Consider the following 24,932-nt stretch of genomic DNA (forward strand, 5'->3'; position numbering starts at 1 on the left):
GGTCCAGGCAGCTGTCGGTCGGCTCAGTCGCCGACGGTGATCGCTTCCGCCTCGGCGACACTGTGCGGCGCCGGGTCGTGCTCGTCGATGTGCGCGAGTGCCGCGCGACCGGCCAGCAGCACCAGCACTGCGGCCGCGGTGCAGGCGGCGCCGACCCAGAACGGCAACGCGATGCTGTGCTCGCCGAGCTTGCCCGCCAGGTACGGCGCGGCCGCGCCGCCGGCGAACCGGACGAAGCTGTAGGCCGCCGAGGCGGTCGACCGCTCGACCGGCGCGGAGATCATCACGGCCTCGGTGATCAGGGTGTTGTTCACGCCGAGGAACAGCCCGGCCAGCACCGTGCCGATGATCAGCGCCGGCTTGTGCTCGGCGAACATCGCCATCACCGCGAGGTCCGCGGCGAACAGCGCGATCGACAGACCCATCATCGGCAGCGAACCGAACCGCCGCTGCAACCGCGGCGCCAGGAACACCGACGACAGCGCGAGCAGGATGCCCCAGCCACAGAAGATGAAGCCGATGGCGTAGGTGCCCATGTCCAGCGGGAACGGTGTGTAGGCGAGCAGGGTGAAGAAACCGAAGTTGTAGAGCAGCGCGGTGAGGCTGACGGTCAGCAGGCCGCGGTGCCGCAGCGCGCGGAACGGGGCGGCGATCGAGGTGTGATGCGTCGGCTTCGGGCCCTCGGGCAGTAGCACGACGATGCTGACCAACGCGACGGCCATCAACACCGAGACACCGAAAAACGGTCCACGCCAGCTGATTCCGCCGAGCACGCCGCCCAGCAGCGGACCGGTCGCGATGCCGATCCCGAGCGCCGCCTCATAGAGGATGATCGCGCGGGCGACGCCGCCGCTGGCCGCGCCGACAATGGTGGCGAGCGCGGTGGCGATGAACAAGGCGTTGCCGAGGCCCCAGCCCGCGCGGAATCCGACGATCTGGGTGACGGTGTCGGACAACCCCGCCAGCGCCGCGAACACGATGATGATCGCCAGACCGGCCACCAGGGTCTTCTTCGCGCCGAACCGGCTGGACACCACGCCCGTGATCAACATGGCCACACCGGTCACCAGCATGTAACTGGTGAACAGCAGCGAAACCTGCGACGGCGAGGCATGCAGCTGTTCGCCGATCGGTTTCAGAATCGGGTCGACCAACCCGATCCCCATGAAGGCGATCACGCTCGCAAACGCAACGGCCCAAACGGCTTTCGGTTGGCGGTTGCCCGTGGTGGTATCTGCGCCGACGGCGCGATCAGGAGCCAATGTGCTCATCGACCAATCCCTCTATAGCGGATGATGCTGTGGCGTAGCCGTTTTCAGGGCCTCCAGCAGTTCGTTCAAATCGGTGTCCATGCGGGCGAGGCGTTCGGTGTCGAAGCCGTCGAGCCGCGTGGTGAGCGCGGCGGCGAACGCCTGCCGCGCCTGGGTGAGCCGGTTGCGCCCGGCCGGGGTGAGTTCGACGACGACGGCCCTGGAGTCCGCCGAGTCCTTGCGCCGGGTCGCGAAGCCATCCGCGACCAGCCTGCCGATCAGCGTCGTTGCCGCCGGCTGCGAACAACGGTCGATCCTGGCGAACTCACTGACCCGCACGGCGCCGTGTTCATCGAGCACCGCAAGTGCCCGCAACACCGCCCGCGGCAGGTCGTCGCCGCTGATCACCCCGGCCAGCCGAGTGAGCCTGCCCGCAGTAACGAGTAGATCGACGACAATGTCATCCGCTGTATTCACCTGAGCCTGCTGCACCTAGATATTATTACATAAGCTAACTATATATGTCCCGTGAACTCGATCACGAACACGAAAAAGCCCCGGTATGCGGGGCATATCGAGGCTCTGATCTGGAGTTCCGGGCGTATGTGCGGCGGTGCCACGAGCTAGGGCAGCAACGTGAACGTCGGCACGTGGGCGGGGCGAACCACGCTGAAGTGCTTGCGGTCGAGGGTGGCAACCCTGTCGGAATCGAATCGTTCGGCGACGGCTATGACGGATGCGTCGACTGTCCCCAGGGGAAAGTCGGCATACTGACGCACCAACTCAGCGATCCGGCCGACGTCTGGTTTCGTGAACGAGACCAGTTCGAAGACATCTTCCTCGACCCGGTCGAGAAAGGCTGCCTCGACATCGGGACGTTCCTCCAGTAGCCAGCAGACTTCGATCATTACTGATGTGGGTAGCAATAGTCGGCCCCCGCAGGGTCGAGAAGAACTGGGCGCATTCGGCGTGCCGGTTGTCACTGCGGTCCATCAGAGCCACCAGTGGACCGGTGTCCAGCACGGTCGTCGTTACTGCCATTCGTCGCGCCGCTGCCGCAGGCGATCACGGATGTAGTCATCGTGACGCTCGGCGGCGTCGGTCCTGCCGGAATCCCAGATGCCGGTGAGTGATCGCAGGCCCTCGGACACGCCTCGAACTTCGTCGTCCTGCGGAGCCGTTGTGGACAACTCGGGGTCTTCCGACACGAGCAGGCGAAGATGCCGCGCCTGAGCCGGAGTCAGCCGGTCTACCAGGTGGTGTAGCTCCTCATAGTCGTGTGCGGAGGTCATGGCGGCCAGTTTAAGGACTGTGAGCTATGACTTGCTAGAGCAGGTCATCCTCGATACCGGTGCCGCGACCACAAGGAGTGCGTGGTGCGTTCACGACGGTGCGGCGACAGGGCGTTTGGGGGTGCCAAAGAGGTGGGTGTCGCTGTGGGCGCGTTTGAAGAAGAGGTGGGCGTCGTGTTCCCAGGTGATGGCTATGCCGCCGTGGAGTTGGATGGTTTCGGCGGTGATTGTGGTGAGGGCCTCGGTGCAGTGCAGACGGGCTGCCCAGACGTCTTCGGGGGCGGTAGGGGTGTTCTCGGCTACCGCGAGGGTGGCGGCGGCGGAGGCGGACTTGGCGGACTCCAGTAGGACGTACATGTCTGCCATGCGGTGTTTGAGGGCTTGGAAGCTGCCGAGGGGGCGGCCGAATTGGACTCGGGACTTGGTGTAGTCGACGGTCATTTGCAGGCAGTGGTCGGCGGCGCCTACCTGTTCGGCGGCGATTGCGGCCCAGGCGATTTCGCGTAGTCGGGTGATGGCGGGGGTGGGGTCGGCGGTGCCGAGGGGGCGGGCTTCGGCTGCGGTGAAGGTGATTTCGGTGAGTTTGCGGGTGGGGTCCATGGTGGGGACGACGCGGCGGGTGACCCCGGTGGTGGTGGGGTCGACCTCGAAGAAGCCGGTCGGGGTGAGCACGATCAAGGTGGCGGCGGTGTGGCCGTCGAGCACGTAATGGGCGGTGCCGGTGAGGGTTCCGTCCGATTCGTGGACTCCTGGTTCGTCCCAGCCGGTTTCGCCTGCCCAGCACGCGGCGAGGGTGCGGGTGCCTTCGGCGACCTCGGGGAGCAGGCGGGCGCAGGCCTCGGCATCGCCGGACAGCAGCAAGGCCTGGGTGCCGAGGACGGCGGAGCCGAGCATCGGGACACCGGCGAGGGTGCGGCCGAGTTCGCCGACCACGAGCAGGGATTCGACCAGGCTGGCGCCGACACCGCCGTATTCCTCGGGAATTGCTAGTGCCGCGACGCCGATCTGCTCGCACAGTCGCTGCCAGAGGGCCTGGTCGTAGCCGAGTTCGGTGTCCATCGCCGCGCGCACCGCGGCCGAGCCCGCGTGTTTGGTGAGCAGAGCCCGCACCGAGGCGGTGAACTCCTGGTGTTCGGTGCTTGTCATGCCGTCCCTCGTAGTTGCCGTTCCGCCGCATCGCGGAGCGAGTCGGCGATCCGCGCTCGATGTAGATCCGGTGTGCCCCAGGCGGATCGGAGCGCGGTGACCTTGGTCAGCCACAGCGACAGATCGTATTCGGCGGTGTAGCCGATCGCGCCGTGCACCTGCAGGGCCGCCCTGGCGGCGCGGTAAGCCGCGTCGCCGCAGGCGATCACGGCGACCGAGACATCGCGGCCGCGCGTCGAGTCACCCATGGTGAGCGCGGCGCGGTAGAGCAGCGGTTCGGCCAGGTCCAGTCCGATCAGCACGTCGGCGAGTTTCTGTTTGACGGCCTGGAATTCGCCGATCGGCTTGCCGAACTGCTTGCGCTGCTTGGCATATCCGGTGGTGGAATCCAGCAGCGCGCGCCCAGCGCCGAGCAGCTGTGCCGCACAGGCCAGCGCGCCGGTGTCGAACCCGGTGGCGATGGCGTCGGCAACGTCCTCGGCAACCGACTCGTCGGCGGCCACGGCGAACAGGCGGCGCGCCGGATCGATCGACCGCACCAGTCCGGTCCGGTGACCGGTGTGCAGCTGACCGCCGTCCGCGATCAGCACGACCTCCGCGTCGTCGGCGTCGAGGGCCACACCGTTATGGAAAGCAATGGTGCCCAGCTCGGCACCTTCGGCGAAGCCGGGAAGCCAGCGCCCGGCCAGGCTCTTATCTGGAAGTGCTTGCAGCAGTGCCGGTATCGCAGCAGCCGTCTCCACCAGTGGACCGGGTGCGGCGGCGCGACCGAGCTCGACGAACGCCACCACCAGATCGATGGGTTCGGCACCGACACCGCCGTGCTCGTCATCGATGGCTAGACCGAGCACACCCGCACCGGCCAGCTGGCGGATCAGCCCGCGCCCCGGGCGCGGATCACCGGTCGCCCAGCCACGCACCGCGGCGGGCGTGCGACCCGCGTCGAGCAGCTTGCGCACGCTGGTGCCGAAGTCGAGTTGTTCGGGACTGAGCGCGAATCTCATCGGCTGCTCCCTCTCGGTAGTCCGAGCAGCCGCTCGGCGATGATGTTGCGCTGAATCTCATTGGTGCCCGCGTAGATCGGGCCGGACAGCGAGAACAGATAACCGTCGGTCCACGGCCCGGACCGTTCGGCACTCACGCCGAGCACCTCCAGCGCGGTCTCGTGCATGGCGATATCGAGCTCGGACCAGAACACCTTGGTAATCGAGGATTCCGCGCCCAGCTTGCCGCCCTCGTTCAGCCGGGTCACCGTGCCGAAGGTGTGCAGCCGGTACGCCTCGCTGCCGATCCAGGCGTCCACCACGGCATCTCGCTGCCCGGTGTTGGTCTCGTCGCCGGTGTCGAGCCACAGATCGATCAACCGCTGCGCCGTCGCGCTGAACCGCCCGGGGCTACGCAGCGACAGACCGCGCTCATTGCTGGACGTGCTCATCGCCACGCGCCAGCCCTCGCCGGGCTCTCCGATCACGTCGCGATCGGGCACGAACACCTCGTCGAGGAAGATTTCCGCGAAGCCGGGTTCGCCGTCCAACTGCGGAATCGGCCGTACCGAAACACCATCCGCGGACAGCGGGAACATCACATAGGTCAGCCCTTTGTGCCGCTCCGCCTCGGGGTCGCTGCGGAACAGGCCGAAGGCCCAGTCCGCGTAGGCCGCTCGCGAACTCCACGTTTTCTGCCCGCTGAGCAGCCAGCCGCCATTGGTACGCCGCGCGGTCGAGCGGATGCCAGCGAGATCGCTACCCGCCTCCGGCTCCGACCAGGCCTGGGCCCAAATGTCCTCACCACGCGCCATCCGGGGCATGATCCGGTCGAGCTGTTCGGGTGTGCCGTGCTCGAAAAGTGTTGGTGCCAGCAGGAAGATGCCGTTCTGACTCACCCGTCCCGGCGCGCCAGCGGCGTAGTACTCCTGCTCGAACAGCACCCACTCCAGCAGCGAGGCGTCCCGGCCGCCGTACTCGTCGGGCCACGCGACGACCGACAGTCGAGCATCGGCGAGCGTGTGCTCCCAGGCGCGATGCGCCTCGAATCCAGCCTTGGTGTCCATCGAAGGCAATGGCTGCGCAGGTTTGTTAGCAGCCAGGAACTCCCGGACCTCGGCCTGGAATTCCTGGGTCGCCTGGTCGATCTCGAGATCCACTTACGACGCCCCGTTCTCGCCGGTCGAGGACGCCTTTGCCTTCATAGATTTGGCGTTCATGCCGCCGAGCGAGTCGGCACCGACCTCCGCATTGTGCGCATGCGCGAAGTGATGCAGCCCGAACACCGAATCCATCCCGTTGCGCATGCCCATTTGATCCTCTGCCTGGTTGACTGCCTTCTTCGTCAACGCGAGCCCGAATTGCGGCATGGTGCCGATCTTTTCGGCCAGCGCGAGCGTCTCGGCTTCCAACTCGGCCCGCGGCACCACCCGGTTGACCATGCCCCACTCCTTGGCCTGCGCCGCACCGAACCGATCCCCGGTGAACAGGAACTCCTTCGCGGCCCGCGGCCCCATCACCCACGGGTGCGCGAAGTATTCGACGCCCGGAATGCCCATCCGCACAACAGGATCAGAGAAGAACGCGTCATCAGAGGCGATGATCAGATCGCACACCCAGGCCAGCATCAGCCCACCCGCGATGCACGCACCCTGCACCATGGCAATGGTCGGCTTGGGAATCTCCCGCCAACGCCTGCACATGCCGAGGTAGACCTCGAGCTCTCGCGCGAACCGCTGATCGCCGCCGACCTTGTCGACGTGGTCCCACCACAGCGCGGCCTTGTTCGGGTAGTGAATGTGATGATCGCGGCCGGGAGTGCCGATATCGTGCCCGGCGCTGAAGTGTTTCCCGTTGCCCGCCAACACGATCACGCCGACCTCGGGGTCCTCGACGGCCCGCACGAAGGCGGCGTCGAGCGCGTAGGTCATCACCGAGTTCTGCGCGTTGCGGTAATCCGGCCGGTTCAGCGTGACGATCGCCGTGCGACCACGCACCTCGTACGTGACGACGTCACCCTCGTCCGGGATCGGTTCCGACATTACGAAATCTCCTCACGTAGTTGACGCTTGAGCACTTTCCCGGCGGCGCTGTAGGGCAGCTGGTCGCGGAATTCGATGAACCGCGGCACCTTGAAATTGGCCAGCACGGTGGTGGCGTGGGCGAACACCTGGTCCGCGGTGAGCTGCGCGCCCGCCTTGCGGACCACGAAAGCCTTGCCCACCTCACCCATTCGGGTATCCGGCACGCCGATCACCGCGGATTCGGCGATACCGTCCAGCCGCGCGAGCGCCTGCTCGATCTCGGCCGGGTACACGTTGAACCCGCCGGAGATGTACATGTCCTTGAGCCGGTCGGTGATCTTCAGGTAGCCGCGCTCGTCCACCGTGCCGACGTCGCCGGTGTGCAGCCAGCCGTCGGAATCGATGGTCTCCGCAGTACTTTCGGGATCGTCGAGGTAGCCGAGCATCACGTTCGGCCCGCGCAACAACACCTCGCCGTTCGGCGCGAGCCGCAGTTCGAAGTCGGCGATCGGGCGCCCGCAGGTGCCCGCGATGGTCGCGGCGTCGTCGTCCGCGCGGCACATGGTGCCGAACCCGGACGCCTCGGACAGTCCGTAACCGGTGATAACGACATCGAAGTCGAGCTCCGAGCGCATCCGCTCGACCAGCACCACCGGCACGGTCGCCGCACCCGTCACCGCGACCCGCAACGTGCTGAGGTCGAAGTCGGCGCGGCCCGGGAAGTCGAGAATCGTCTGGTAGATCGTCGGCGGCCCGGGCAGCACGGTGATCTTCTCCTCGCTCACCAGCCGCATCGTGGCAGGCACGTCGAACACCGCCTGCGGGACGATCGCGGCCCCGGTGACCAGGCAGGCGAGAATGCCTGCCTTGTAACCGAAGTTGTGGAAGAACGGGCTCACCACCAGATACCGGTCGTCGCCGTTGAGCGTCGTGCACTCCGCCCAGGCCCGCACCACCGACAGCGCCTGCCGATGCGCCACCACGGTGCCCTTGCTGCGGCCGGTGGTGCCGGAGGTGAACAGGATGTCGGCGGTGTCGTCGGGACTGACCGCCGCCGCGCGCTCCTCGGCCTCGGCCGGCGTGGCCTTTTCGGCGACGCCCGCGAGCTCGGACCAGTCGAACGCGGTCTCGTCGCTGGTCTCGGTGCCCGGCTCGACCGGGATGACGACCACCGTCTCGATATCGAGTTCCGGTGCGGTAGCACGTAATTCGGCCAGCCGATCACGGCCGAGAAAGGTGCCCGCGATGAACAACGCCCGCGCGTCCACCCGGACCAGCACATCGGCGGCCTCATCGGCGACGTAGCGGGTGTTCAACGGCACCAGTGACGCGCCGACGTAATGCGCGGCCAGCGCCGCGACGACCCAGTGATGGGTGTTGGGCGCCCACATCGCCACCCGGTCGCCCGACTGCACGCCGCGCGCGATGAGCGCCCGCGCCACCTCCTGGACCGCCGCGAGCAGCTCGGTCCAGTCCAGCCGCACCGGGCCGTCGGCCAGGGCGGGAGCGGTACCGAACGTGCGCGCGGCATGCTGCAGCGCCAGCGGTGTTGTGAGTGCAGGGGTTGTCACGGTTGTCCTTACCGTCCGTGTCGGGGCACTTATGCAAGCGCCCTACAAAGCAAGTGCTTGGTAGGTTATCCTACCGGCGTGGGTGCGATCCAGACCTCAGAATCCGACACCGCCGAGCCGGGCGGGCGGTTTTCCGCGACGCAAGACGCGCAATTCGCCGCCGACGTGCGCGAGTGGCTTGCGGAAAACCTGAACGGCGAATTCCGCGAACTGCGCGGGCTCGGCGGACCGGGCCGCGAACACGAGGCCTTCGAGGAGCGCCTCGCCTGGGACCGGCACCTGGCCGCCGCGGGCTGGACCTGCCTCGGCTGGCCCAAGGAGTACGGCGGCCGCGAGGCGACGGTGCGCCAGCAGGTGATCTTCCATGAGGAATACGCGAAAGCGAACGCGCCGTCCCGGGTTTCGCACGTCGGCGAGGAACTACTCGGCCCGACCGTGCTCGCCTTCGGCACCCCGGCGCAGAAAGAGCGCTTCCTGCCCGGCATCCGCACGGTGACCGAGCTGTGGTGCCAGGGCTATTCCGAGCCGGGCGCAGGCTCGGACCTGGCCGCGATCACCACCGCGGCCCAGCTCGACGGCGACGAGTGGTCGATCAACGGCCAGAAGATCTGGACCTCGCTGGCCCACCTCGCCGACTGGTGCTTCGTGATCGCGCGCACCGAGCGCGGCTCGGTCCGCCACCAGGGCCTGTCCTACCTGCTGGTTCCGATGCATCAGCCGGGCATCGACGTGCGCCCGATCGTCCAGCTGACCGGCACCTCGGAATTCAACGAGGTCTTCTTCGACAACGCGCGCACCGCCGCGGACCTGGTGATCGGCGCGCCGGGCGAGGGCTGGCGCATCGCCATGGGCACCCTGACCTTCGAGCGCGGCATCTCCACGCTCGGCCAGCAGATCAGGTTCGCCAGGGAGCTCGCCAACGTCGAGGCGCTGGCCCGCCGCACCGGTGCCGCCGACGACCCGCTCATCGCCGATCGGATCGACCGGGCCTGGGTCGGCCTGCGGGTGTTGCGCGCCCACGCGATTCGCACCATGGAGGGCGCGGGCGTCGACGACGGCGGGCAGGCCTCGGTCGCAAAACTGTTGTGGGCCAACTGGCATCGCGGCCTCGGCGAGCTTGCGATGGCCGTGCTCGGCCCCGCAGGCATGGTGGCCGAGGAGAACGACCTGAACGAATGGCAGCGGATGTACCTGTTCACCCGCGCCGACACGATCTACGGAGGTTCGAACGAAGTGCAGCGCAACATCATCGCCGAGCGCGTGCTCGGCCTGCCGCGGGAGGCTCGACCATGAGCGATCTTTCTGTTGCGCCACAGCCCATTCCGGGACACGGACTGCTGACCGGACGCACCGCCGTCATCACCGCCGCGGCAGGCACCGGTATCGGCTCGGCCACCGCGCGCAGGCTGCTCGCCGAGGGCGCCGACGTGGTCGTCTCCGATTGGCACGAGCGGCGATTGGCCGAGACCGCCGCCGAGCTCGCGGCCGAATTCCCGGCGCGCAAGGTCGCCTCGATCGCCTGCGACGTACAGCGCACCGAGCAGGTAAACGCCCTGGTGCGCGGCGCGGGCGAGGCGCTCGGCCGGATCGACATCATGGTCAACAATGCCGGACTCGGCGGCGAGACCCCGGTGGTCGACATGACCGACGAGCAGTGGGATCGCGTCCTCGACATCACCCTCAACGGCACCTTCCGCTGCACCCGCGCCGCGCTCGGCTACTTCCGCGACGCGGGCCACGGCGGCGTGATCGTCAACAACGCCAGCGTGCTCGGCTGGCGCGCGCAACACGGACAGGCGCACTACGCCGCGGCCAAGGCGGGCGTGATGGCGCTGACCCGGTGCAGTGCCGTCGAGGCCGCCGAACTCGGCGTGCGGATCAACGCGGTCGCGCCGAGCATCGCCAGGCACGCCTTCCTGGACAAGGTCAGCTCGACCGAGCTGCTCGATCGGTTGTCCGAACGTGAGGCCTTCGGCCGGGCCGCCGAGCCGTGGGAGGTCGCGGCCACCATCGCCATGCTGGCCAGTGATTACACGTCCTATCTGACCGGCGAGGTCGTCTCGGTCAGCAGTCAACGCGCCTGAGGCGGTTCAATGGATTCCCCAGCTGATGCTGCTGGGGCGACCAATTTTGTCGACCGCGACCAGTCGTGCGGCGGTGGTAATAGGCATGAATATTCCTTCGTGCCGAACGCGATCGATGGTCCGGATGGATGATTTCGCGGGAGTCGAGCCGGTATCGCACGGTCGAATGGCGCTCCGCGATCTTCGCGGATAACCGGTGTCGCGCACCCGAAATTTCGGCGATCTGTCATAGCGCGCAACATTTTTCGCAAACAGTTGCGCCAATCGCGTTCGCGTTGCCGGTCGTTGGCTGCGGTAGGTGTCCGGTAGCGGACAGCAGACTGGACGGATGGCGGATCGCGCCAGAGTGCGATCGCCTTCCAGCTTCCGGCGTACCTCGAGCAAATGGGCGGCTGATCAGGTAGAAAAGGTCGCGCCAGATGTCCCCGGGGTGTGCGATGCTGGTTGAGATCGGATCCCGCACTCTCCAAAGGGGCGATGGCTATGGGCCTGGATAGCCCAGCTGCCCGCGAACAACTGGAACTCGAATTGGTGCGCGAAGTGGTGCTAGCCAGGCGCAGGCTGGACAGCATGGTGCTCGCCGCGCTAACACTCGGCGCCGAATTGATGGAGCACGCCTCCGAATGCGCGACCGCGATGCGCGCGGCACAGATTCTCGAGCAATACGCCGTCGACGAGCGCGAGGTGACGCGCGATCCACGGGCGGCGTTGCGCGCGGATATGGCGCGAGATCGAGAGCGGGCCAACCAGATCGGGCTCGGCTCCGATCCGGCGGAGTCCGAGCAGGACCGGCGCAGGCATCAGCAGTCCGCGCTGCTGTGCGAGGTGCGCGCCGACCTCCTAGATGTGGTGGCCAAATGCCGGAAGTTCCGGTTCGACCGGGTGGCCTTCGACGAAGAGATCGCCCAGGGCCTCTGTGCCGCCACCGACAAGCTGGTGGTCGGCGCCGATATGGACACCTACCAGGCGTGGCAGCGCGGCATGGTGCTCAAGCTGATCGAAGAGCCGATGGCCTACGGCCCGCCGCGGGTGATGGCGACGGTGGACGCCGGGCCGGGGCGCGGCCAGCTCACCGTCGAGTGGGACAGCTGCGAACGCCGGCTCGCCTTGGTGGCGCGGATGGCGAGAGCGGGCATCGAGCCGGTGGTGATCTGCGACCGGCTACTAGCCGACCTATCGGTGTCCTCACCACTGCGATATTCGGTGCGCTGAACTTCCTCGAACATGACCTGTCAACCCGCCGCTGGCGTGATTGATCGCGCGTCACCCTGTACCAAGCAAATGCTTGGTTGTATTATGGCCGATGTGACCGCACCCGAGGCTTCGAAATCAGCACGGCGCAATGAACTGCTCACGCTGGCGGCCGAACTGTTCGCCGAACGCGGCCTGCGCGCCACCACCGTGCGCGACATCGCCGACGCGGCCGGAATTCTATCGGGGAGCCTCTACCACCACTTCGATTCCAAAGAGTCGATGGTGGACGAGATCCTGCGCGGCTTCCTCGACGAGCTGTTCGGGCACTACCGGGAGATCGTCGGTGCCGGGCTCAGCCCGCGAGACACCTTGGAAGCCTTGGTGATCGCGTCCTACCAGTCGTTCGATCGCCATCACGCCGCGGTGGCGATCTACCAGGCCGAGGCCAAGCGGCTGCGCACCGCCGAGCGGTTCACCTATATCGCCGACTACAACCGTGAGTTCCGCGAGCTCTGGCATCGGGTGCTGACCAACGGCGTGACCGACGGCAGCTTCCGGCCGGAGATCGACGTCGAACTGGCCTACCGATTCCTGCGCGACACCGTGTGGGTCGCGGTGCGCTGGTATCAGCCGGGCGGCCCCATCACCGTCGACAACCTCGCCAAGCAGTACCTGACCATCGTGCTCGACGGCCTCACGCTGTCCGAGGCCGAGCAAACCACGTAGGAGTTCCAAGATGTCAGCACCATCCGCACCACGCCGCCCCTACACCCCGCTGCGGGACGCCTACGTGATCGACGCGGTGCGCACCCCGGTCGGCAAGCGCGGCGGCGCGCTGGCCGCCGTGCACCCCGCCGACCTCGGCGCGGCCGCACTGCGTGGGCTGTTGGACCGCAACACGATCGACCCGGGCAACGTCGACGACGTGATCGTCGGCTGCGTCGACAATGTCGGCCCGCAGGCCGGAAACGTCGGCCGCACCGCGTGGTTGGCCGCGGGCTATCCGGAGGAGGTGCCCGGCGTCACCGTGGATCGCCAGTGCGGATCCAGCCAGCAGGCCATCAATTTCGGCGCGCAGGCCATCATGAGCGGCACCGCCGAGGTGATCGTCGCGGGCGGGCTGCAGAACATGAGCGCCATCCCGATCTCGGCTGCCATGTACGCGGGCAAGGAGTACGGGTTCGACTCGCCGTTCGTCGGTTCCGAGGGCTGGGATCACCGCTACGGCACCGCCGAAGTCACCCAGTTCCGTGCCGCGCAGCTGATCGCCGAGAAGTGGAACATCAGCCGAGAAGACATGGAGCGCTGGGCTTTGCGCAGCCACGAGCGGGCCCGTGATGCCATCAAGAACGGCCGCTTCGACAAGGAAATCGTGCCGGTCGGCGACTTCTGGATCGATCAGGGACCCCGCGAGACCAGCCTCGAGAAGATGGCGTCGCTGCCGCCACTCGCCGAGGGCAGCCCGCTGACCGCCGCCGTCGCAAGCCAGATCTCCGACGGCGCCAGCGCCACCCTGCTCGCCTCCGAATGGGCCGTCGCGGCCTACGGATTGACGCCGCGGGCCCGCATCCACCACGTCAGCGCCCGCGGCGCCGACCCCATCTTCATGCTCACCGCCCCGATCCCCGCCACCAAGTGGGCCCTGGAAAAAACCGGCCTCACCATCGACGACATGGACGTGGTCGAGATCAACGAGGCCTTCGCCCCCGTCGTCCTGGCCTGGCTGAAAGAAACCGGCGCCGACCCGGAACGAGTCAACGTCAACGGCGGCGCCATCGCCCTCGGCCACCCCCTCGGCGCCACCGGCGCAAAGCTTTTCGCCTCCCTCCTCAACGAACTAGAACGCATCAACGGCCGCTACGGCCTACTCACCATCTGCGAAGGCGGCGGCACCGCCAACGTCACCATCATCGAGCGGCTGAGCTGACTTCACTGTCGGAACTGCGGCGGTCGCTGGTCGTTCGGGATCTGAGGATGCTGGTGGTACCAGTCCCGGACGGCCAGGATGGCGTGTATCTCTGGTGGGCCTGAGTAGCGGCCGAGTGTCTTTGTCAGAAGCGCGGCTAACCAGCCGACTATGAACAGCTGACCGACCAGGAGGATAGCTCCAGCGATTGGCGCGCCGCCGTAAGCAGCCGCACCGAGGCCCAGGCCCGCGCCCTTGCTCGCCCGCCGTGATTTCCTGACCCCCGAATCGCCCTGTTGGCCGGTCAAGAGCAGACGTTCTTCCCGCTTGGATTGGGCAATTGATCGGAAGCCGGTGTAGAAACTCCAGCAGATCACAAGAGTCGCGACTGCGAGTAATCCGATTCTGGCTGGACCTCGCGTATCGCGGGCTATGAGGTCGATGAGGATGCCAACGACCCACACCGGGAACACACATACGAAGACGACGAAGAGTGTGGCCATGACGCGTCTGATCCAGTAGGCGAAACCTCTTCGATACCAACTGGTTCCGAGGAACGGGACACGCGGGAGCTCGAGCCCGGGGTGTCGCATCGACTTGGGGACCATCAGAAGATCTTGTGCCAGACACTGGTTGCCGCGTCCTTGGCACTGGAAGCGAGGTCTCCTATGTCGTGTCCTGTATTAGAGAAGGTGCTGCCCAGCCCGTGCATTGTTCCGTTCCATACGCCGCGGTCGTGGACGTCTTCGCTCCAGTGTTCATGGAATCCTTCGTAGGCGACGTCGCCTACGCCGACCACGACCAGGCCGGCGGCCAACGCCGTACCCCAGGCAGGCGCGGTGACACCGGCTCCTGCCGCAACAGCCCCGATCCCTACGGCGGTTCCTGCTCCTGCCGCCAATCCCACTGCGGCGGCCCCATAGTCCTGGGTTCGCGCTTTGGTCGGGCTCTGTCCTTTTTCGATGTCATCCTGTGCCTGAAGTTCGGCGACCAAACCCGACGCCGCCACATCCACGACAGGGATGTTCTTCATGAACTCGAGCCCCTTCGGCGCCACCTTCGACAGCTCCGGAAGTAGCTTGTCGATATCGCCAACCTTGACATTCAATGCCTTCGACGCGGGAAGTTCACCTTTGTTCGCCTCTGCCGCAGCGAGTTTGGTATTGAGGTCCTTCAGGTCTTTGAAGGACTCGATGTGGTTGATTCGGGCGGGGTCGTCAAAGGGCATCATCTTGTTCTGTGCGTGGTAAGCATCATTGGCGGTATTCCAGTCGGCACGGGCCTTCTCGAGCTCGGTCTGGGCTGATTTGACCTTGTTCGGAAGGTCGTTGGCCCACTGTGAGTTTCGCTCGTTCGGTACCGCGTACAAGCCGCGCAGGTAGTCGGCGATAGTGACGCGCTTGTCCCAGGTGAAGTCGCTGTCCTTGCCAGTGGGTTGAACGGGCTTGATCGCATCGGCGATATCCTTCGCCGCCTGTAACCGATAGCCCTGCGCGATGGTGATGGCAGAGTTGTAGGCATCGGTGTAGTCAGCCTGGGCCTGCCGTGCCTTCTTCGCGCTGTCCGAGTCCGGGTCACCGGTGATGACCAGGGTAAGTGGCTTGCCGCTGTCATCGATCTGCGCGCCTTGGCCTTTGGCTTCATAGGCCGCGTTGTAGAGGTCCGCTTCGATCTGTTGCAACCGATCGCCCAGGGTCGCGATGGTCTGGCCGATGCCACTGGTGACAGTGGCGAGGCCGCCGACCTGAATCGAAGTGCTGGTCCATGCCTTACGGAACGCATCGGCGGCATTGCCCGAATAACCGGCGTCACCGACGACCTTGTCGACTTGGTTACCCAGCGCTTTGACGATGTCGTCCGTGGATTCCTGGGCGGTCTTCATCATGTTTCCCATGGACTGAAGTCCGCCGAGATCGCCGCCGATCCAACTCATGTGGTAACTCCCCTCTGCTGTTCAGTCCAGGCTCTTGGTCAGGTCGTCGTAGAGCTTGCGGTTGTCGATATCGTGGCGCTCGTACGAGTCGCGCGCGTATGCGAGCTTCTCCGAATGGGTCTGGATCGTGCGGACCATCTGATGATGAAGAATCTCCAAAAGATCCAAGGCCCCCTTTATGGCCTCGTTCAGAGTGGCATCGCCGGATTCGGCCGCCGTCCCCGGCAAGAACTTCGGTACCGCGCCTTCGTAAACGGTGGACTCGTCATCGAAGGTCTTGGCCATCGTTGTGAGGTCATCGAGGACGACCTGCATCCAGTCACTCATGGTCGGTACTCCTTCAGGGCGCGCAGCCGTTCAGCTGTCCATTGAACGCGGCATACCTTTTCCGATGGGTCGAGCACGACCGCGAACGCGGTCGTACCGAGCAGGTTCGACAACTCCGCGGCGGGGGTCATGATCCATGGTTGGTATCTACCGAGACGTTCGATGAGCCGTTCGACAGTGGAGAACACGATCACAACGGGCTGACCGGTTACCTGAGCGCTGAGTTCGAAGTAGGCCCCATAACCGTCCGGCCTCGGGCGAGCGGGCACCACGACAACCGGTGGTAGCGACACTCCGATCCGGGTCGGCGGCTCTGTCGGCACGGGCGGGTCAGGTGGGGACGGGGAATTGCTGAACGACTTCTGCACCGCCGGCTTCGGCTTACTGATCTGGTCGTCGTCCCAGTAATCATCTGGGGCATCGTCATAGAGCCCGTAGGTGTCTTTTGGCAAGATAACCCCCTGTCAGCCGTGGTCGAAAGTACTCCGCCGGTTCATCGAGTGGCAACTGGTTGCGCCCGGCCGTGGGTCGTCCCGATACGCAAGCATCGGGGTGCGTGGCGCTGTTCGCCTGCGGCCTACCCGGGCAGACGTGCGGCTAGTTCGGCGGCGAGGTGGGTGAAACGCGGGTCGTTGGTGCGCCAGAGTAGGGCGGTGCTTACGTTGAGGTTCAGGTCTTCGACGGGGAGGAAGCGGTATTCGGTTCGGTCGACGGTGTGTAGGCCTTCGGAGTCGAAGGGGGCGACGATGAAGCCTTGGGTTTGGCGGAGCATCATCAGCATGCCGTCGAGGGTTTTGAAGCGGCCTCGGCCCTCGCTGATGCCTGCGCCGGAGAGGGCGGCTTTGGCGCGGTCGCCTAGGGCTAGTTCCCAGTGTTTGGGGCCTTGGATGTGGGTGAAGCCGCGTAAGTCGGTTACCCGCACTGAGGTTCGGCCCTCGAACAGGGTGGCGTCGACCAGGACGCCTATCGGTTCGGTGGCGATGACGACGGATTCGACGCCCGAGCCGGAGGCGGGGATGTGCGACAGGGCTAGGTCTATGTGGTTGCTGCGCAGGCTTGCCCCGATATCGGCGGAGCGCATCTGCTCCAGCGCGAAGGTGTAGTCGGTGGCGAGGTCGGTCATCGCGGCGGTGAGCCGGTGGCTGATGTCGGTGCCGAGCAGTTCGGGGATGGCGAAGCGCACGTCGATCGTCTGATCGTTCGGGGCCGTTAGTCGGCCGGGTAGCGCGTCGAAGTCGGTGACGATCGAGAGGGCAAGCGGCACCAGTCGTTCGCCGGTCGGGGTGAGCCGGACGTGCCGGGTGGAGCGTTCGAACAGTGCCGCGCCGAGTTCGGTTTCGAGGGCTTTGATGCGTTGGCTCAGCGGCGGGACCGACATCTGCAATGCCTGCGCCGCCTTGGTGAAATTCAGCTCTCGGGCGACGGTCAGGAAGTAACGCAGATGGTAGATCTCCATTTGCGACATGGTAACTATCTGACTCGATTGTGCCCCGGTTGGCTGGCCCTGGACATTTCTGACAATTCGCCCGTGCGATAAAGTCGCAGCTAGATGCCGTTTCTGATTGTTATCGGCGTGGACATAGTCACACTGTGGAACATGGTAATTCCGTTAGCTGGTCTATCAAATTAGCGTGGAAGTCGACCCGCTCGAGCAGGCGGCCACACCATGGAGGTGCCTCGTGTTCCAGGCATTATTGGTACTCAACCCGGCAAGTAACCGCATCGCCCGCATCGACCTGACCGACGCGTCAGTGACGACGGTGGTCAGCGATGTCGGCCCGGTTCCCGACGGCATCGTCTATGACGAGACCGCTCGGCGCATCTACTGGACCAACATGGGCGCGCCCGATTTCGATCCCGCCCTGCCGCTCGATGACAACAACTACGACTTCTCGCCGAAGAACGGTTCGATCGAGTCCGTCGCGCTCGACGGCACGGATCGCAGGCAGGTCCTCCCGGTCGGCGCGCTGACCACCGGCAAGCAACTCGACGCCGATTTCGTTGCCGGACAACTCTATTGGAGTGACCGCGAAGGTCGCCGAGTGAGCCGAGCCGACGTCGACGGCACCGAATTGACCGATCTGGTGGTCAATCCCGCGACCGGAGATAAAGCCGAGGAATGCGTCGGCATCGCCGTCGATCCGGCCGGGAACGCGCTGTACTGGACTCAGAAAGGTCCCGCCAAGGGTGGCCGCGGCCGCATCTTCCGCGCGAATCTCGTTATGCCGGAAGGGCAGACGGCCGCAGCCCGCACCGATATCGAGGTGCTGTGGGATCACCTGCCCGAGCCGATCGATCTCTGGCTCGACACCACCAACGGCTACCTCTACTGGACCGACCGCGGCGCCGAGCCCGCGGGCAACACGCTCAATCGCGCGCCGATTCCAGCGCGCGGCGAGCCCGGCGGGGATCCGGAAATCCTCGCTCGCGGTTTCGCCGAGGCCATCGGCCTCACCGTCGATCTAGAGGCAGGCCTGGCCTATGTCGCCGACCTCGGCGGCAGTGTCCGCGCCGTCGCCTTGGACGGCACCTCCGACAGCGTCATCGCGAAATTCGAGGGTCAGTCACTGACCGGAATCGTAGGTGTCCAATGAGTACTCAGCGCACCATGGCTGTGGTCGGCGCGGGCGTCATCGGTCTGTCCTGGGCCCGACTGGCGCAGCGGCACGGCTGGCGGGTGACGATCACCGACCCGCGTCCCGATCTCGGCGAACTCGTCGAGTCCACGTTCGGCACCGACGACCGCGTGTCTTGGACCGCGGACCTGGCAGCGGCCGTGCAAAACGCCGACCTGGTTCAGGAGAACGGCCCGGAGCGGCTGCCCATCAAGCAACAGATCTTCGCCGAAATCCTGCGCGCCGCACCCGCTGACGCCGTACTGGCCACCTCCAGCTCGTCGATCTCCGCGTCCTTGATCGCGGCCGACCTGGACAACGCGGGCCGCATCCTGGTCGGGCATCCCTTCAATCCGCCGGAGCTCATGCCGCTAGTAGAGGTGTTGCCCGGCAAGAAGACCGACGAATCGACGGTCACTCGCGCCGTCGCGCTCTACACCGAGCTCGACCGCGTCCCGGTCGTGATCCGCAAGGAACTCCCCGGATTCGTGGCCAACCGGCTGCAGAAGGTGCTGAGCACCGAGGCGACCTATCTGGTGCAGTCCGGCGTGGTCAGTGTCGAAGACCTGGACACCATCCTGCAGAACTCGATCGGCCTGCGCTGGGCCACCATCGGCCTCTTCGAAGGCAACGTCCTTGGCGGCGGCCCCGGTGGCGCGCGGCATCTGTTCGCCGGTGTCGGCGCGGAAGTCGGCAAGATCGAGCCGGGCCAGCCGTCGTCGGATCCCGCGGCGATGGAGGCACTGATCGAAAACATCGAGGGCACATACGGTTCCGGCGAACAGACCTACCAGCGCCTGGTCGACAAACGAGATCGGCGCACGAACGCGGTACTCGAAGCGTTGGCGAAGGTCGACGACGTCTACACCAGCCCGAGAGTCTGAGAGGTCGGCCATGCTCACTCAACGTCTGAAGAACGCGCTGCACAACAAGAATCAGCCGGTTGACCCGCACGCAGAATTGCAGGAGGTCCTCGGCGGCGTCGGTCTCTCCGTCGAGGACTCGGGTGGCGACATCACCTTCGTCGGCGCCGACCCGATCGTGTCGAGCACGCTGAGCCTGGCCTCGGCGCCCGGCATCGCGCTCGTCGGCAAGTCGGTCGGCATGGCCAAGCTGTGGCAGCTGCGTGGCGGCCCCGGCCAGGACATCAGCATGGATCTGCGCAAGGCGCCGCACCGGCTGTGTCCCTTCTACGACGGCAAATGGGAAATGCTCAACGGCGAGTTACCGCAGCCACTGAACCCCGCGGACGCTGCCACGCCGCAGTTCTACCGCACCGCCGACGACCGCCACGTGATGCCGGTGCCGGTCTATCCGAAGTTGAAGTCCGATCTGCTGGGTCTGCTCGGCGCCACCGACAGTGCCGAATCCGTTGCCCGCCAAGTGCGTACCTGGAATTCCACCGAACTGGAGGCCGCTGCCGCCGCCGCGGGCGTGGTGCTGACCAAAGCGCTCGGCCTGGAAGAGCTGATGGCCGAACGACAGTTCACCGAGGTGCTGGCGAATATGCCGCTGATCGCGGTCGAGAAGATCGGTGACAGCGATCCCGAGCCGCTGCCTGCCGGTGGCACCGCGCCGCTGGACGGCCTCCGGGCACTCGGCCACGCGCACATCATCGCGGGCGCGGGGATCGGCCGCACTCTCGCCCTGCACGGTGCCGACGTGCTGAACATCTGGCGTGCGCGGGAAGGGGAACTCGATACGCTCTATCGAACCGCCAATGTCGGCGTGCGCTCCTCGTTCCTCGACTTCGACACCGCCGACGACGTGCACAAGATGCGAGAACTGTTGCGGGGAGCCGACATCTTCTACGCCAACCGGCGGGTGGGCTACCTCGATCGGCACGGGCTCTCGCCCGCCGACGCCGCCGAGATCCGGCCGGGCATCATCCACGTCAGCAATTCACTCTTCGGGCAGACCGGGCCGTGGGCCGATCGCGTCGGGTTCGACCAGAACGCCGGCGTCGCGACCGGGATGACCCTCCTGGAGGGCAGTCCCGACGCGCCACGGCTGCCGATCCTCGGGGTGGTGAACGACTGGATCATGCCCTGGCTGTCCACCATCGGCATCGCCGCCGCGTTGCAACGTCGAGCCGAGCAGGGCGGCAGCTACCGGGTGCACGTGAGCCTGTCCCGCGTCGCGTTGTGGACCTTGAGCCTGGGCATCTTCGACAAGGAGTATGTGGCCGCCACGCTCGACTCCGACGACGACCACCGCTACCTCGACCCGGACATCTTCACCATGGACGGCCCCGCGGGGATGTACCAGGGCGTCACCGAGCAGGTGCAGATGTCGCAGACCCCTGGCCGGTACCGGTTCGGCCTGGCACCCCGCGGCTCCAGCCGCCCGGAATGGCTCGCCGCGTAACTACGCCTTCTCGGCAGGCTTGAGCAGCACCGCCGTTCCGTAGGCGGCGACCTCGCTCATGGTGTTGGCGATCTCGTTGCAGTCGAAGCGCATGGCGAGGATGCCGTTGGCGCCGAAGGACATGGCGTGCTGGCACATTCGCATGATCGCTTCGTGGCGGGACTGGTAGAGCAGCTGGGTGTATTCGGTGATCTCGCCGCCGCCGAGCGAACGAAAGCCCGCAGCGAGGTTGGAGCCGATGCCCCGGCTGCGGACGGTCAGGCCCGCCACTTCGCCGAACACCCGGACGACCTCGTGGCCAGGCACGTCGTTCATGGTGGAGACGAGGATGGGGAACTGCGGTGCGGGCTGCTGCTGCGGCGGTTGTTGCTGGTAGCCCTGCTGCGGCGGCTGCTGATATCCAGGTTGCTGCTGCTGATAGTTCTGTTGTTGCGGGGGCATCGGCTGGTTCATGAGCCGGATCGTACGGGCACGGCGACCTGCGTGGCGACCGCAGTTCGCTGAGCGAACTGCCCCGCTCCCTCGCGGGCGCGGGGCATTCACATGGCGGGCTCAGAGGGTCTTCTGCAGCGCTTCGATCCGGGCGATCGCATCGGCGACGATCCGGTCGATGAGCTCCTGACAGGTGGGCAGGTCCTCGATGATGCCGGTGACCTGACCGGCGGCGAGCACCCCCGCCTGGGTGTTGCCCTCGACCAGACCGGCGCGCAACAACATCGGCGTATTGGCGGCCATTACGACCTGAGACCAGGTGAGGTCCTTGGTCTTTCGCATGTTCAGTCCGTCACGCACCAGGGTGGACCACTTCATGCCGGTCATGTTCTTGAACTTGGCGGCATTGGCCACGGCGGCGGCCAGCCCGCGGGTGCGGCCCGAATGTTCAAGGCGCTGCACCAGTTCGGTGTTCAGCACCCGGTGCGGCATGCCGTCGACCTTGGTGGAGACCACCGTGTCCTGCAGCTGCCTGCGCAGGTACTCCTGCTTGACGGCCTCGGGCACGGTGCTCTCCTGGGTGAGCAGGAAACGGGTGCCCATCGCGACGCCCGCCGCACCGTAGGCCAGCGCCGCGGCCAGGCCGCGACCGTCGAAGAAACCGCCCGCGGCCACCACCGGGATATCGACCGCGTCCAGCACCGACGGCAGCAGCAGGGTGGTGGCCACCGGACCGGTGTGCCCGCCGCCCTCGCCGCCCTGCACGATCACCGCGTCGGCGCCCCAGGACGCGACCTTCACCGCGTGCTTGGCCGCGCCGATCGACGGAATCACCACCACGCCCGCGTCTTTCAGCTTGGCGATGAGGTCCTGCTTGGGCGCGAGCGCGAACGACGCGACGGCCACCTTTTCCCGGATCAGCAGATCGATGCGCTCGGGCGCGTCCGAGGCGTCGGCGCGGATGTTCACGCCGAACGGTTTCCCGGTGTGCGCCTTGGTTTTCGCGATCGCTGCTTCGAGCTCCGGGTAGGTCATGGTGGCCGAGGCGAGGATGCCGAGACCGCCCGCCTCGGCGGTCGCCGCGACCAGGCTGGGGCCGGCCACCCAGCCCATGCCGGTCTGCACGACGGGATGTTCGACACCGACCAGTTCCGTCAACGCGGTACGCAACCGAGCGCTCATGCCGTCACCACACCTCTCCGACCGAAGGGCGCCTTCATCGCCACTGACCGACTGAATGCGCCCTTCGGTCGAGCAGCGCCTGTCGACCGAAGGGCGCATTCGGTACGGCAGACGGGGTGAAGGGCGCCTTCGGTCGGGTGGGGGTGGTTCATGAGGGGACCTCGGTGTCGCGAATGCGGTTGGGGTCGAGGATGTCTCGGATCAGCCGCAGTTCTTCGGGGGTGGGTAGGCGGGATTCCCCGGCGTCGGCCAGTCCGTGGATCTCGAACGAGGTGTTCTCGGCGACCTCGGCGGCGGTGACGCCGGGATGCAGGCTGCGGGCCCGCATGGTGTGGTCGGGTCCCTCGAAGTCGAAGACGCCCAGGTTGGTGACCACCCGGTGCAGGTGGTGGAAGCGGAAGGCCGGGTTGGCCGGGTCGATTTTGTCGTAGCCGACGCCGGAGACGATGTCGACCCGATCGGTGAACACCCGGTTGGTGTGCCGCGAAACCCAGTAACTGGTCGCGTGATTGATCGTATTGCCCGGTGCACCACGGACGCCGAACATCTGCCGGGTCGGTTGCTGCAGCCTGCCGAACGCGGACAGGTTCTGATTGCCGTACCGGTCGATCTGGTTGGCGCCCATCACCACATGCCGCCGACCGGAGGCCACCACATCGAACACGCGGCGGAACGGAATCCAGCCCTCGATCGGCGCCTTGCCGCCCAGCGGGGGAGTGTCGGCGAACAACAGCGCCTCACCGTCGGAGAGCAGTAGGTCCGGTTCGGTGGTCAGCTTGGCGAGGCGGGCGCCGATGATCGACATCGGCGACATCGGGCTGGCCATGATTTCGCCTGCGCCACTGAAGATCTCCGCGCAGGCGACCGCGCAGACTTCGGCGCGGGTAATGGTTTCGGTGGTCGTCATCGCGAACCCTCCTGTGCGAACTCGCGCACGGCCGCCTGGTACTCGTCCTCGGAGACGGCCAGATACTTGTCGACGAACTGCTGCCACGCCTCGGGCGTCTTCGCCGACTGCACGTAGTGCTTCTGGAACTTCTCGTCCCGGCCGTAGCTGTCACCGGCCAGGGTGAAGTGCGCGCCGTTGGGCGCCTCGACCACGCCGTCGACCATCATCCGGTTGAGCAGCAGCGATTGCAGCGGAACGGTTTTCACCAGCTCGTCGGTCTCGACGATCCGCTCGACCGACACGTACCGCCGGTCGGCGGCTAGGCAGTACAGATCATCGAAGTACGGGTCGACGCCGGTGTAGGCGGCATTGCCGTGCCGGTCACCGATATTCAGATGCACCAGCGCCGCATCGAGATTCAGCGCGGGCATCGCGATGAGCGTCTCGGTCTGCCCGTCGGCGTCCGGGTAAGGCGAAGCGACCGTGCGCAATTCACCGTCCCAGAAGTTCGGCACATCCGAGCCGAGCCCGGCCCGGATCGGCAGGAACGGCAACCGCGCCGCGGCCGCCTCCAGCCCGCACTTGAGCATGCCCTCGTCCATCTCGCGCGCCGCCAGCGCGCCCGAGGTCCTGGCGTGCGCGAACCACGGATCGTAGAACGGCGCGGAATCCAGCGACACGAAGCCGTAGTACGCCTTGCGTACCTTGCCCGCCGAACACAGCAATCCCAGATCCGGTCCGCCGTAACTGACCACCGTCAGATCGGTGATATCCGACCGCAGGATGGCCCGCACCAGCGCCATCGGCTTGCGCCGCGACCCCCAGCCGCCGATCCCGATGGTCATTCCACTGCGCAACTCGCCGACGACCTCGTCGAGCGACATTCGCTTGTCTCGCATGACTTTCCGATCCCTTACTGCTCGGCCTTGCGCGCGGCCAGATCGTCGTCGAACCGGGCGCGGATCTCGTCGGCGACACCGGCGAGATTGAGTTCGAAGGTGAATCCCTGCTCGTACCGGTAGCTGCGGTGCACGTCCTGCGGGTCGATGCCGTTGAGCGCGCGCTTGGCCGCGCGGATCACCCGGCCGTCCTTGGCCGCGATGTTCTTGGCGACTTCCATTGCCGCGGCGTCGAGTTCGGCGCGCGGTACCACCTGATACACCGAGCCGAAGTGCTGCAACTGCTGCGCGGTGATGGTGCTCGCGGTATAGAACAGCGCCCGCATCAGATGCTGCGGCACCAGCCGGGACAGGTGGGTGGCCGCGCCGAGCGCACCGCGGTCCACCTCGGGCAGGCCGAAAGTGGCGTCGTCCGAGGCGATCACGACGTCCGCGTTGCCGACCAGGCCGATCCCGCCGCCGAGGCAGAAGCCCTGCACCACCGCGATCACCGGCACCGGGCAGTCGTAGACCGCCGCAAAGGCCTCGAAGCAGCCATGATTCGCGTCGATCAGCGCCTGATGACCCGGCTTGCTCTGGATCTCCTTGATATCGACACCGGCGTTGAAACCGCGATTCTCGGCGCGCAGCACCACGACTCGCGTTTCCTTGTCCCGCCCGGCCTCCCGGACGGCGTCGGCGATATCGAACCAGCCGTCCGTCGGTATCGCGTTGACCGGCGGATAGTCGACCGTGACCACGGTGATGCCGGTTGATTCGGAGTGACGGTTGATCCCCATCGACTATCCCTTCGTGCAGGCCACGGCCCACCGTGAGCGACCAGGCTCGGCCGGGCCCA

At 66.3% G+C, this 24,932-nt stretch carries 27 protein-coding genes; 8 read left to right on the plus strand and 19 right to left on the minus strand.

Translation table 11 applies throughout. From position 1 onward, the window contains the following. Positions 1-23: 23 nt before the first annotated feature. From ACIBK2_RS07370 to ACIBK2_RS07410, 9 genes are all read right to left on the minus strand, one after another. On the minus strand, positions 24-1,271 hold the full coding sequence (locus tag ACIBK2_RS07370) for an MFS transporter (protein ID WP_396964685.1): 1,248 nt from the start codon (positions 1,269-1,271) through the stop codon (positions 24-26). A gap of 12 nt (positions 1,272-1,283) precedes the next feature. Beyond that, entirely contained in the window at positions 1,284-1,727 is a 444-nt protein-coding gene (locus ACIBK2_RS07375) for a MarR family winged helix-turn-helix transcriptional regulator (protein WP_396964687.1), read from the minus strand. Positions 1,728-1,873: 146 nt separating this feature from the next. After that, positions 1,874-2,158 carry a type II toxin-antitoxin system VapC family toxin gene (locus ACIBK2_RS07380; RefSeq protein WP_396964689.1) on the minus strand — a complete coding sequence of 95 codons (285 nt, stop codon included), beginning with the start codon at positions 2,156-2,158 and terminating at the stop codon, positions 1,874-1,876. A 123-nt stretch (positions 2,159-2,281) separates the two neighbouring features. Beyond that, positions 2,282-2,542, minus strand: a complete 261-nt coding sequence (locus ACIBK2_RS07385) for a hypothetical protein (RefSeq protein ID WP_396964691.1) — start codon at positions 2,540-2,542, stop codon at positions 2,282-2,284. A gap of 90 nt (positions 2,543-2,632) precedes the next feature. Next, positions 2,633-3,688: an acyl-CoA dehydrogenase family protein gene (locus ACIBK2_RS07390; protein WP_396964693.1), complete on the minus strand. Its 1,056-nt coding sequence runs from the start codon at positions 3,686-3,688 to the stop codon at positions 2,633-2,635. Continuing rightward, positions 3,685-4,692, minus strand: a complete 1,008-nt coding sequence (locus ACIBK2_RS07395) for an acyl-CoA dehydrogenase family protein (RefSeq protein WP_396964695.1) — start codon at positions 4,690-4,692, stop codon at positions 3,685-3,687. Before ACIBK2_RS07395 ends, ACIBK2_RS07390 begins: the two co-directional genes overlap by 4 nt. Then, a complete protein-coding gene (locus ACIBK2_RS07400; protein ID WP_396964697.1) occupies positions 4,689-5,831 on the minus strand; it encodes an acyl-CoA dehydrogenase family protein in 1,143 nt (380 codons plus the stop codon). Before ACIBK2_RS07400 ends, ACIBK2_RS07395 begins: the two co-directional genes overlap by 4 nt. Further along, a complete protein-coding gene (locus ACIBK2_RS07405) occupies positions 5,832-6,713 on the minus strand; it encodes an enoyl-CoA hydratase (protein ID WP_396964699.1) in 882 nt (293 codons plus the stop codon). It abuts the gene before it with no gap. After that, positions 6,713-8,266: a FadD3 family acyl-CoA ligase gene (locus tag ACIBK2_RS07410; protein ID WP_396964701.1), complete on the minus strand. Its 1,554-nt coding sequence runs from the start codon at positions 8,264-8,266 to the stop codon at positions 6,713-6,715. Before ACIBK2_RS07410 ends, ACIBK2_RS07405 begins: the two co-directional genes overlap by 1 nt. Positions 8,267-8,344: 78 nt before the next feature. Here ACIBK2_RS07410 and ACIBK2_RS07415 point away from each other — a divergent pair, with 78 nt between their 5' ends. The 5 genes from ACIBK2_RS07415 to ACIBK2_RS07435 all read left to right on the plus strand — a co-directional run bounded on the left by ACIBK2_RS07415 (position 8,345) and on the right by ACIBK2_RS07435 (position 13,471). Next, positions 8,345-9,559: an acyl-CoA dehydrogenase family protein gene (locus tag ACIBK2_RS07415; RefSeq protein ID WP_396964703.1), complete on the plus strand. Its 1,215-nt coding sequence runs from the start codon at positions 8,345-8,347 to the stop codon at positions 9,557-9,559. Next, a complete protein-coding gene (locus ACIBK2_RS07420; RefSeq protein ID WP_396964705.1) occupies positions 9,556-10,350 on the plus strand; it encodes an SDR family oxidoreductase in 795 nt (264 codons plus the stop codon). The genes ACIBK2_RS07415 and ACIBK2_RS07420 overlap by 4 nt, the downstream gene beginning before the upstream one ends. Before the next feature lie 483 nt (positions 10,351-10,833). After that, a complete protein-coding gene (locus tag ACIBK2_RS07425) occupies positions 10,834-11,562 on the plus strand; it encodes a hypothetical protein (protein WP_396964707.1) in 729 nt (242 codons plus the stop codon). 84 nt (positions 11,563-11,646) lie between these two features. After that, positions 11,647-12,270, plus strand: a complete 624-nt coding sequence (locus ACIBK2_RS07430; protein ID WP_379282049.1) for a TetR/AcrR family transcriptional regulator — start codon at positions 11,647-11,649, stop codon at positions 12,268-12,270. A gap of 10 nt (positions 12,271-12,280) precedes the next feature. Continuing rightward, positions 12,281-13,471: an acetyl-CoA C-acetyltransferase gene (locus ACIBK2_RS07435; protein WP_396964709.1), complete on the plus strand. Its 1,191-nt coding sequence runs from the start codon at positions 12,281-12,283 to the stop codon at positions 13,469-13,471. A 2-nt stretch (positions 13,472-13,473) separates the two neighbouring features. Here ACIBK2_RS07435 and ACIBK2_RS07440 read toward each other — a convergent pair whose 3' ends face one another. From ACIBK2_RS07440 to ACIBK2_RS07460, 5 genes are all read right to left on the minus strand, one after another. Next, complete coding sequence (locus ACIBK2_RS07440; protein WP_396964711.1) at positions 13,474-13,953, minus strand: hypothetical protein; 480 nt, start codon at positions 13,951-13,953, stop codon at positions 13,474-13,476. Between the two features lie 104 nt (positions 13,954-14,057). Continuing rightward, a complete protein-coding gene (locus ACIBK2_RS07445; protein ID WP_396964713.1) occupies positions 14,058-15,383 on the minus strand; it encodes a WXG100 family type VII secretion target in 1,326 nt (441 codons plus the stop codon). Between the two features lie 21 nt (positions 15,384-15,404). Next, complete coding sequence (locus ACIBK2_RS07450; RefSeq protein WP_396964715.1) at positions 15,405-15,710, minus strand: DUF6317 family protein; 306 nt, start codon at positions 15,708-15,710, stop codon at positions 15,405-15,407. Next, entirely contained in the window at positions 15,707-16,162 is a 456-nt protein-coding gene (locus tag ACIBK2_RS07455; RefSeq protein WP_396964717.1) for an SAV_915 family protein, read from the minus strand. Before ACIBK2_RS07455 ends, ACIBK2_RS07450 begins: the two co-directional genes overlap by 4 nt. Before the next feature lie 125 nt (positions 16,163-16,287). Beyond that, the gene (locus ACIBK2_RS07460) at positions 16,288-17,166 is read right to left on the minus strand and encodes a LysR family transcriptional regulator (RefSeq protein WP_396964719.1); all 879 of its coding nucleotides are present in this window, start codon (positions 17,164-17,166) and stop codon (positions 16,288-16,290) included. Positions 17,167-17,389: 223 nt separating this feature from the next. On the opposite strand from ACIBK2_RS07460, the gene ACIBK2_RS07465 reads away from it, so the two are divergent. From ACIBK2_RS07465 to ACIBK2_RS07475, 3 genes are read left to right on the plus strand one after another with little or no spacing between them, the layout of a single operon-like run. Then, a complete protein-coding gene (locus ACIBK2_RS07465; protein WP_396964721.1) occupies positions 17,390-18,304 on the plus strand; it encodes a hypothetical protein in 915 nt (304 codons plus the stop codon). Continuing rightward, the gene (locus ACIBK2_RS07470; protein ID WP_396964723.1) at positions 18,301-19,209 is read left to right on the plus strand and encodes a 3-hydroxyacyl-CoA dehydrogenase NAD-binding domain-containing protein; all 909 of its coding nucleotides are present in this window, start codon (positions 18,301-18,303) and stop codon (positions 19,207-19,209) included. The genes ACIBK2_RS07465 and ACIBK2_RS07470 overlap by 4 nt, the downstream gene beginning before the upstream one ends. A 10-nt stretch (positions 19,210-19,219) precedes the next feature. Continuing rightward, entirely contained in the window at positions 19,220-20,692 is a 1,473-nt protein-coding gene (locus tag ACIBK2_RS07475) for a CoA transferase (protein WP_396964725.1), read from the plus strand. On the opposite strand, the gene ACIBK2_RS07480 is transcribed toward ACIBK2_RS07475, so the two are convergent. From ACIBK2_RS07480 to ACIBK2_RS07500, 5 genes are all read right to left on the minus strand, one after another. Continuing rightward, the gene (locus tag ACIBK2_RS07480; protein ID WP_357380333.1) at positions 20,693-21,022 is read right to left on the minus strand and encodes a heavy metal-binding domain-containing protein; all 330 of its coding nucleotides are present in this window, start codon (positions 21,020-21,022) and stop codon (positions 20,693-20,695) included. 222 nt (positions 21,023-21,244) lie between these two features. Then, positions 21,245-22,306, minus strand: coding sequence for an NAD(P)H-dependent flavin oxidoreductase (locus ACIBK2_RS07485; protein WP_396964727.1), 1,062 nt, complete (start codon positions 22,304-22,306; stop codon positions 21,245-21,247). Between the two features lie 148 nt (positions 22,307-22,454). Beyond that, positions 22,455-23,213, minus strand: coding sequence for a CoA-transferase subunit beta (locus ACIBK2_RS07490; RefSeq protein WP_396964729.1), 759 nt, complete (start codon positions 23,211-23,213; stop codon positions 22,455-22,457). After that, positions 23,210-24,094, minus strand: a complete 885-nt coding sequence (gene ipdA / locus ACIBK2_RS07495; RefSeq protein ID WP_396964731.1) for a cholesterol ring-cleaving hydrolase subunit IpdA — start codon at positions 24,092-24,094, stop codon at positions 23,210-23,212. Before ipdA ends, ACIBK2_RS07490 begins: the two co-directional genes overlap by 4 nt. Positions 24,095-24,108: 14 nt before the next feature. Beyond that, positions 24,109-24,873, minus strand: coding sequence for an enoyl-CoA hydratase family protein (locus ACIBK2_RS07500; protein WP_396964733.1), 765 nt, complete (start codon positions 24,871-24,873; stop codon positions 24,109-24,111). Positions 24,874-24,932 lie beyond the last annotated feature (59 nt).

It is taken from the genome of Nocardia sp. NPDC050175 (assembly GCF_044459885.1).
In the GTDB taxonomy this organism is placed as follows: Bacteria; Actinomycetota; Actinomycetes; order Mycobacteriales; family Mycobacteriaceae; genus Nocardia.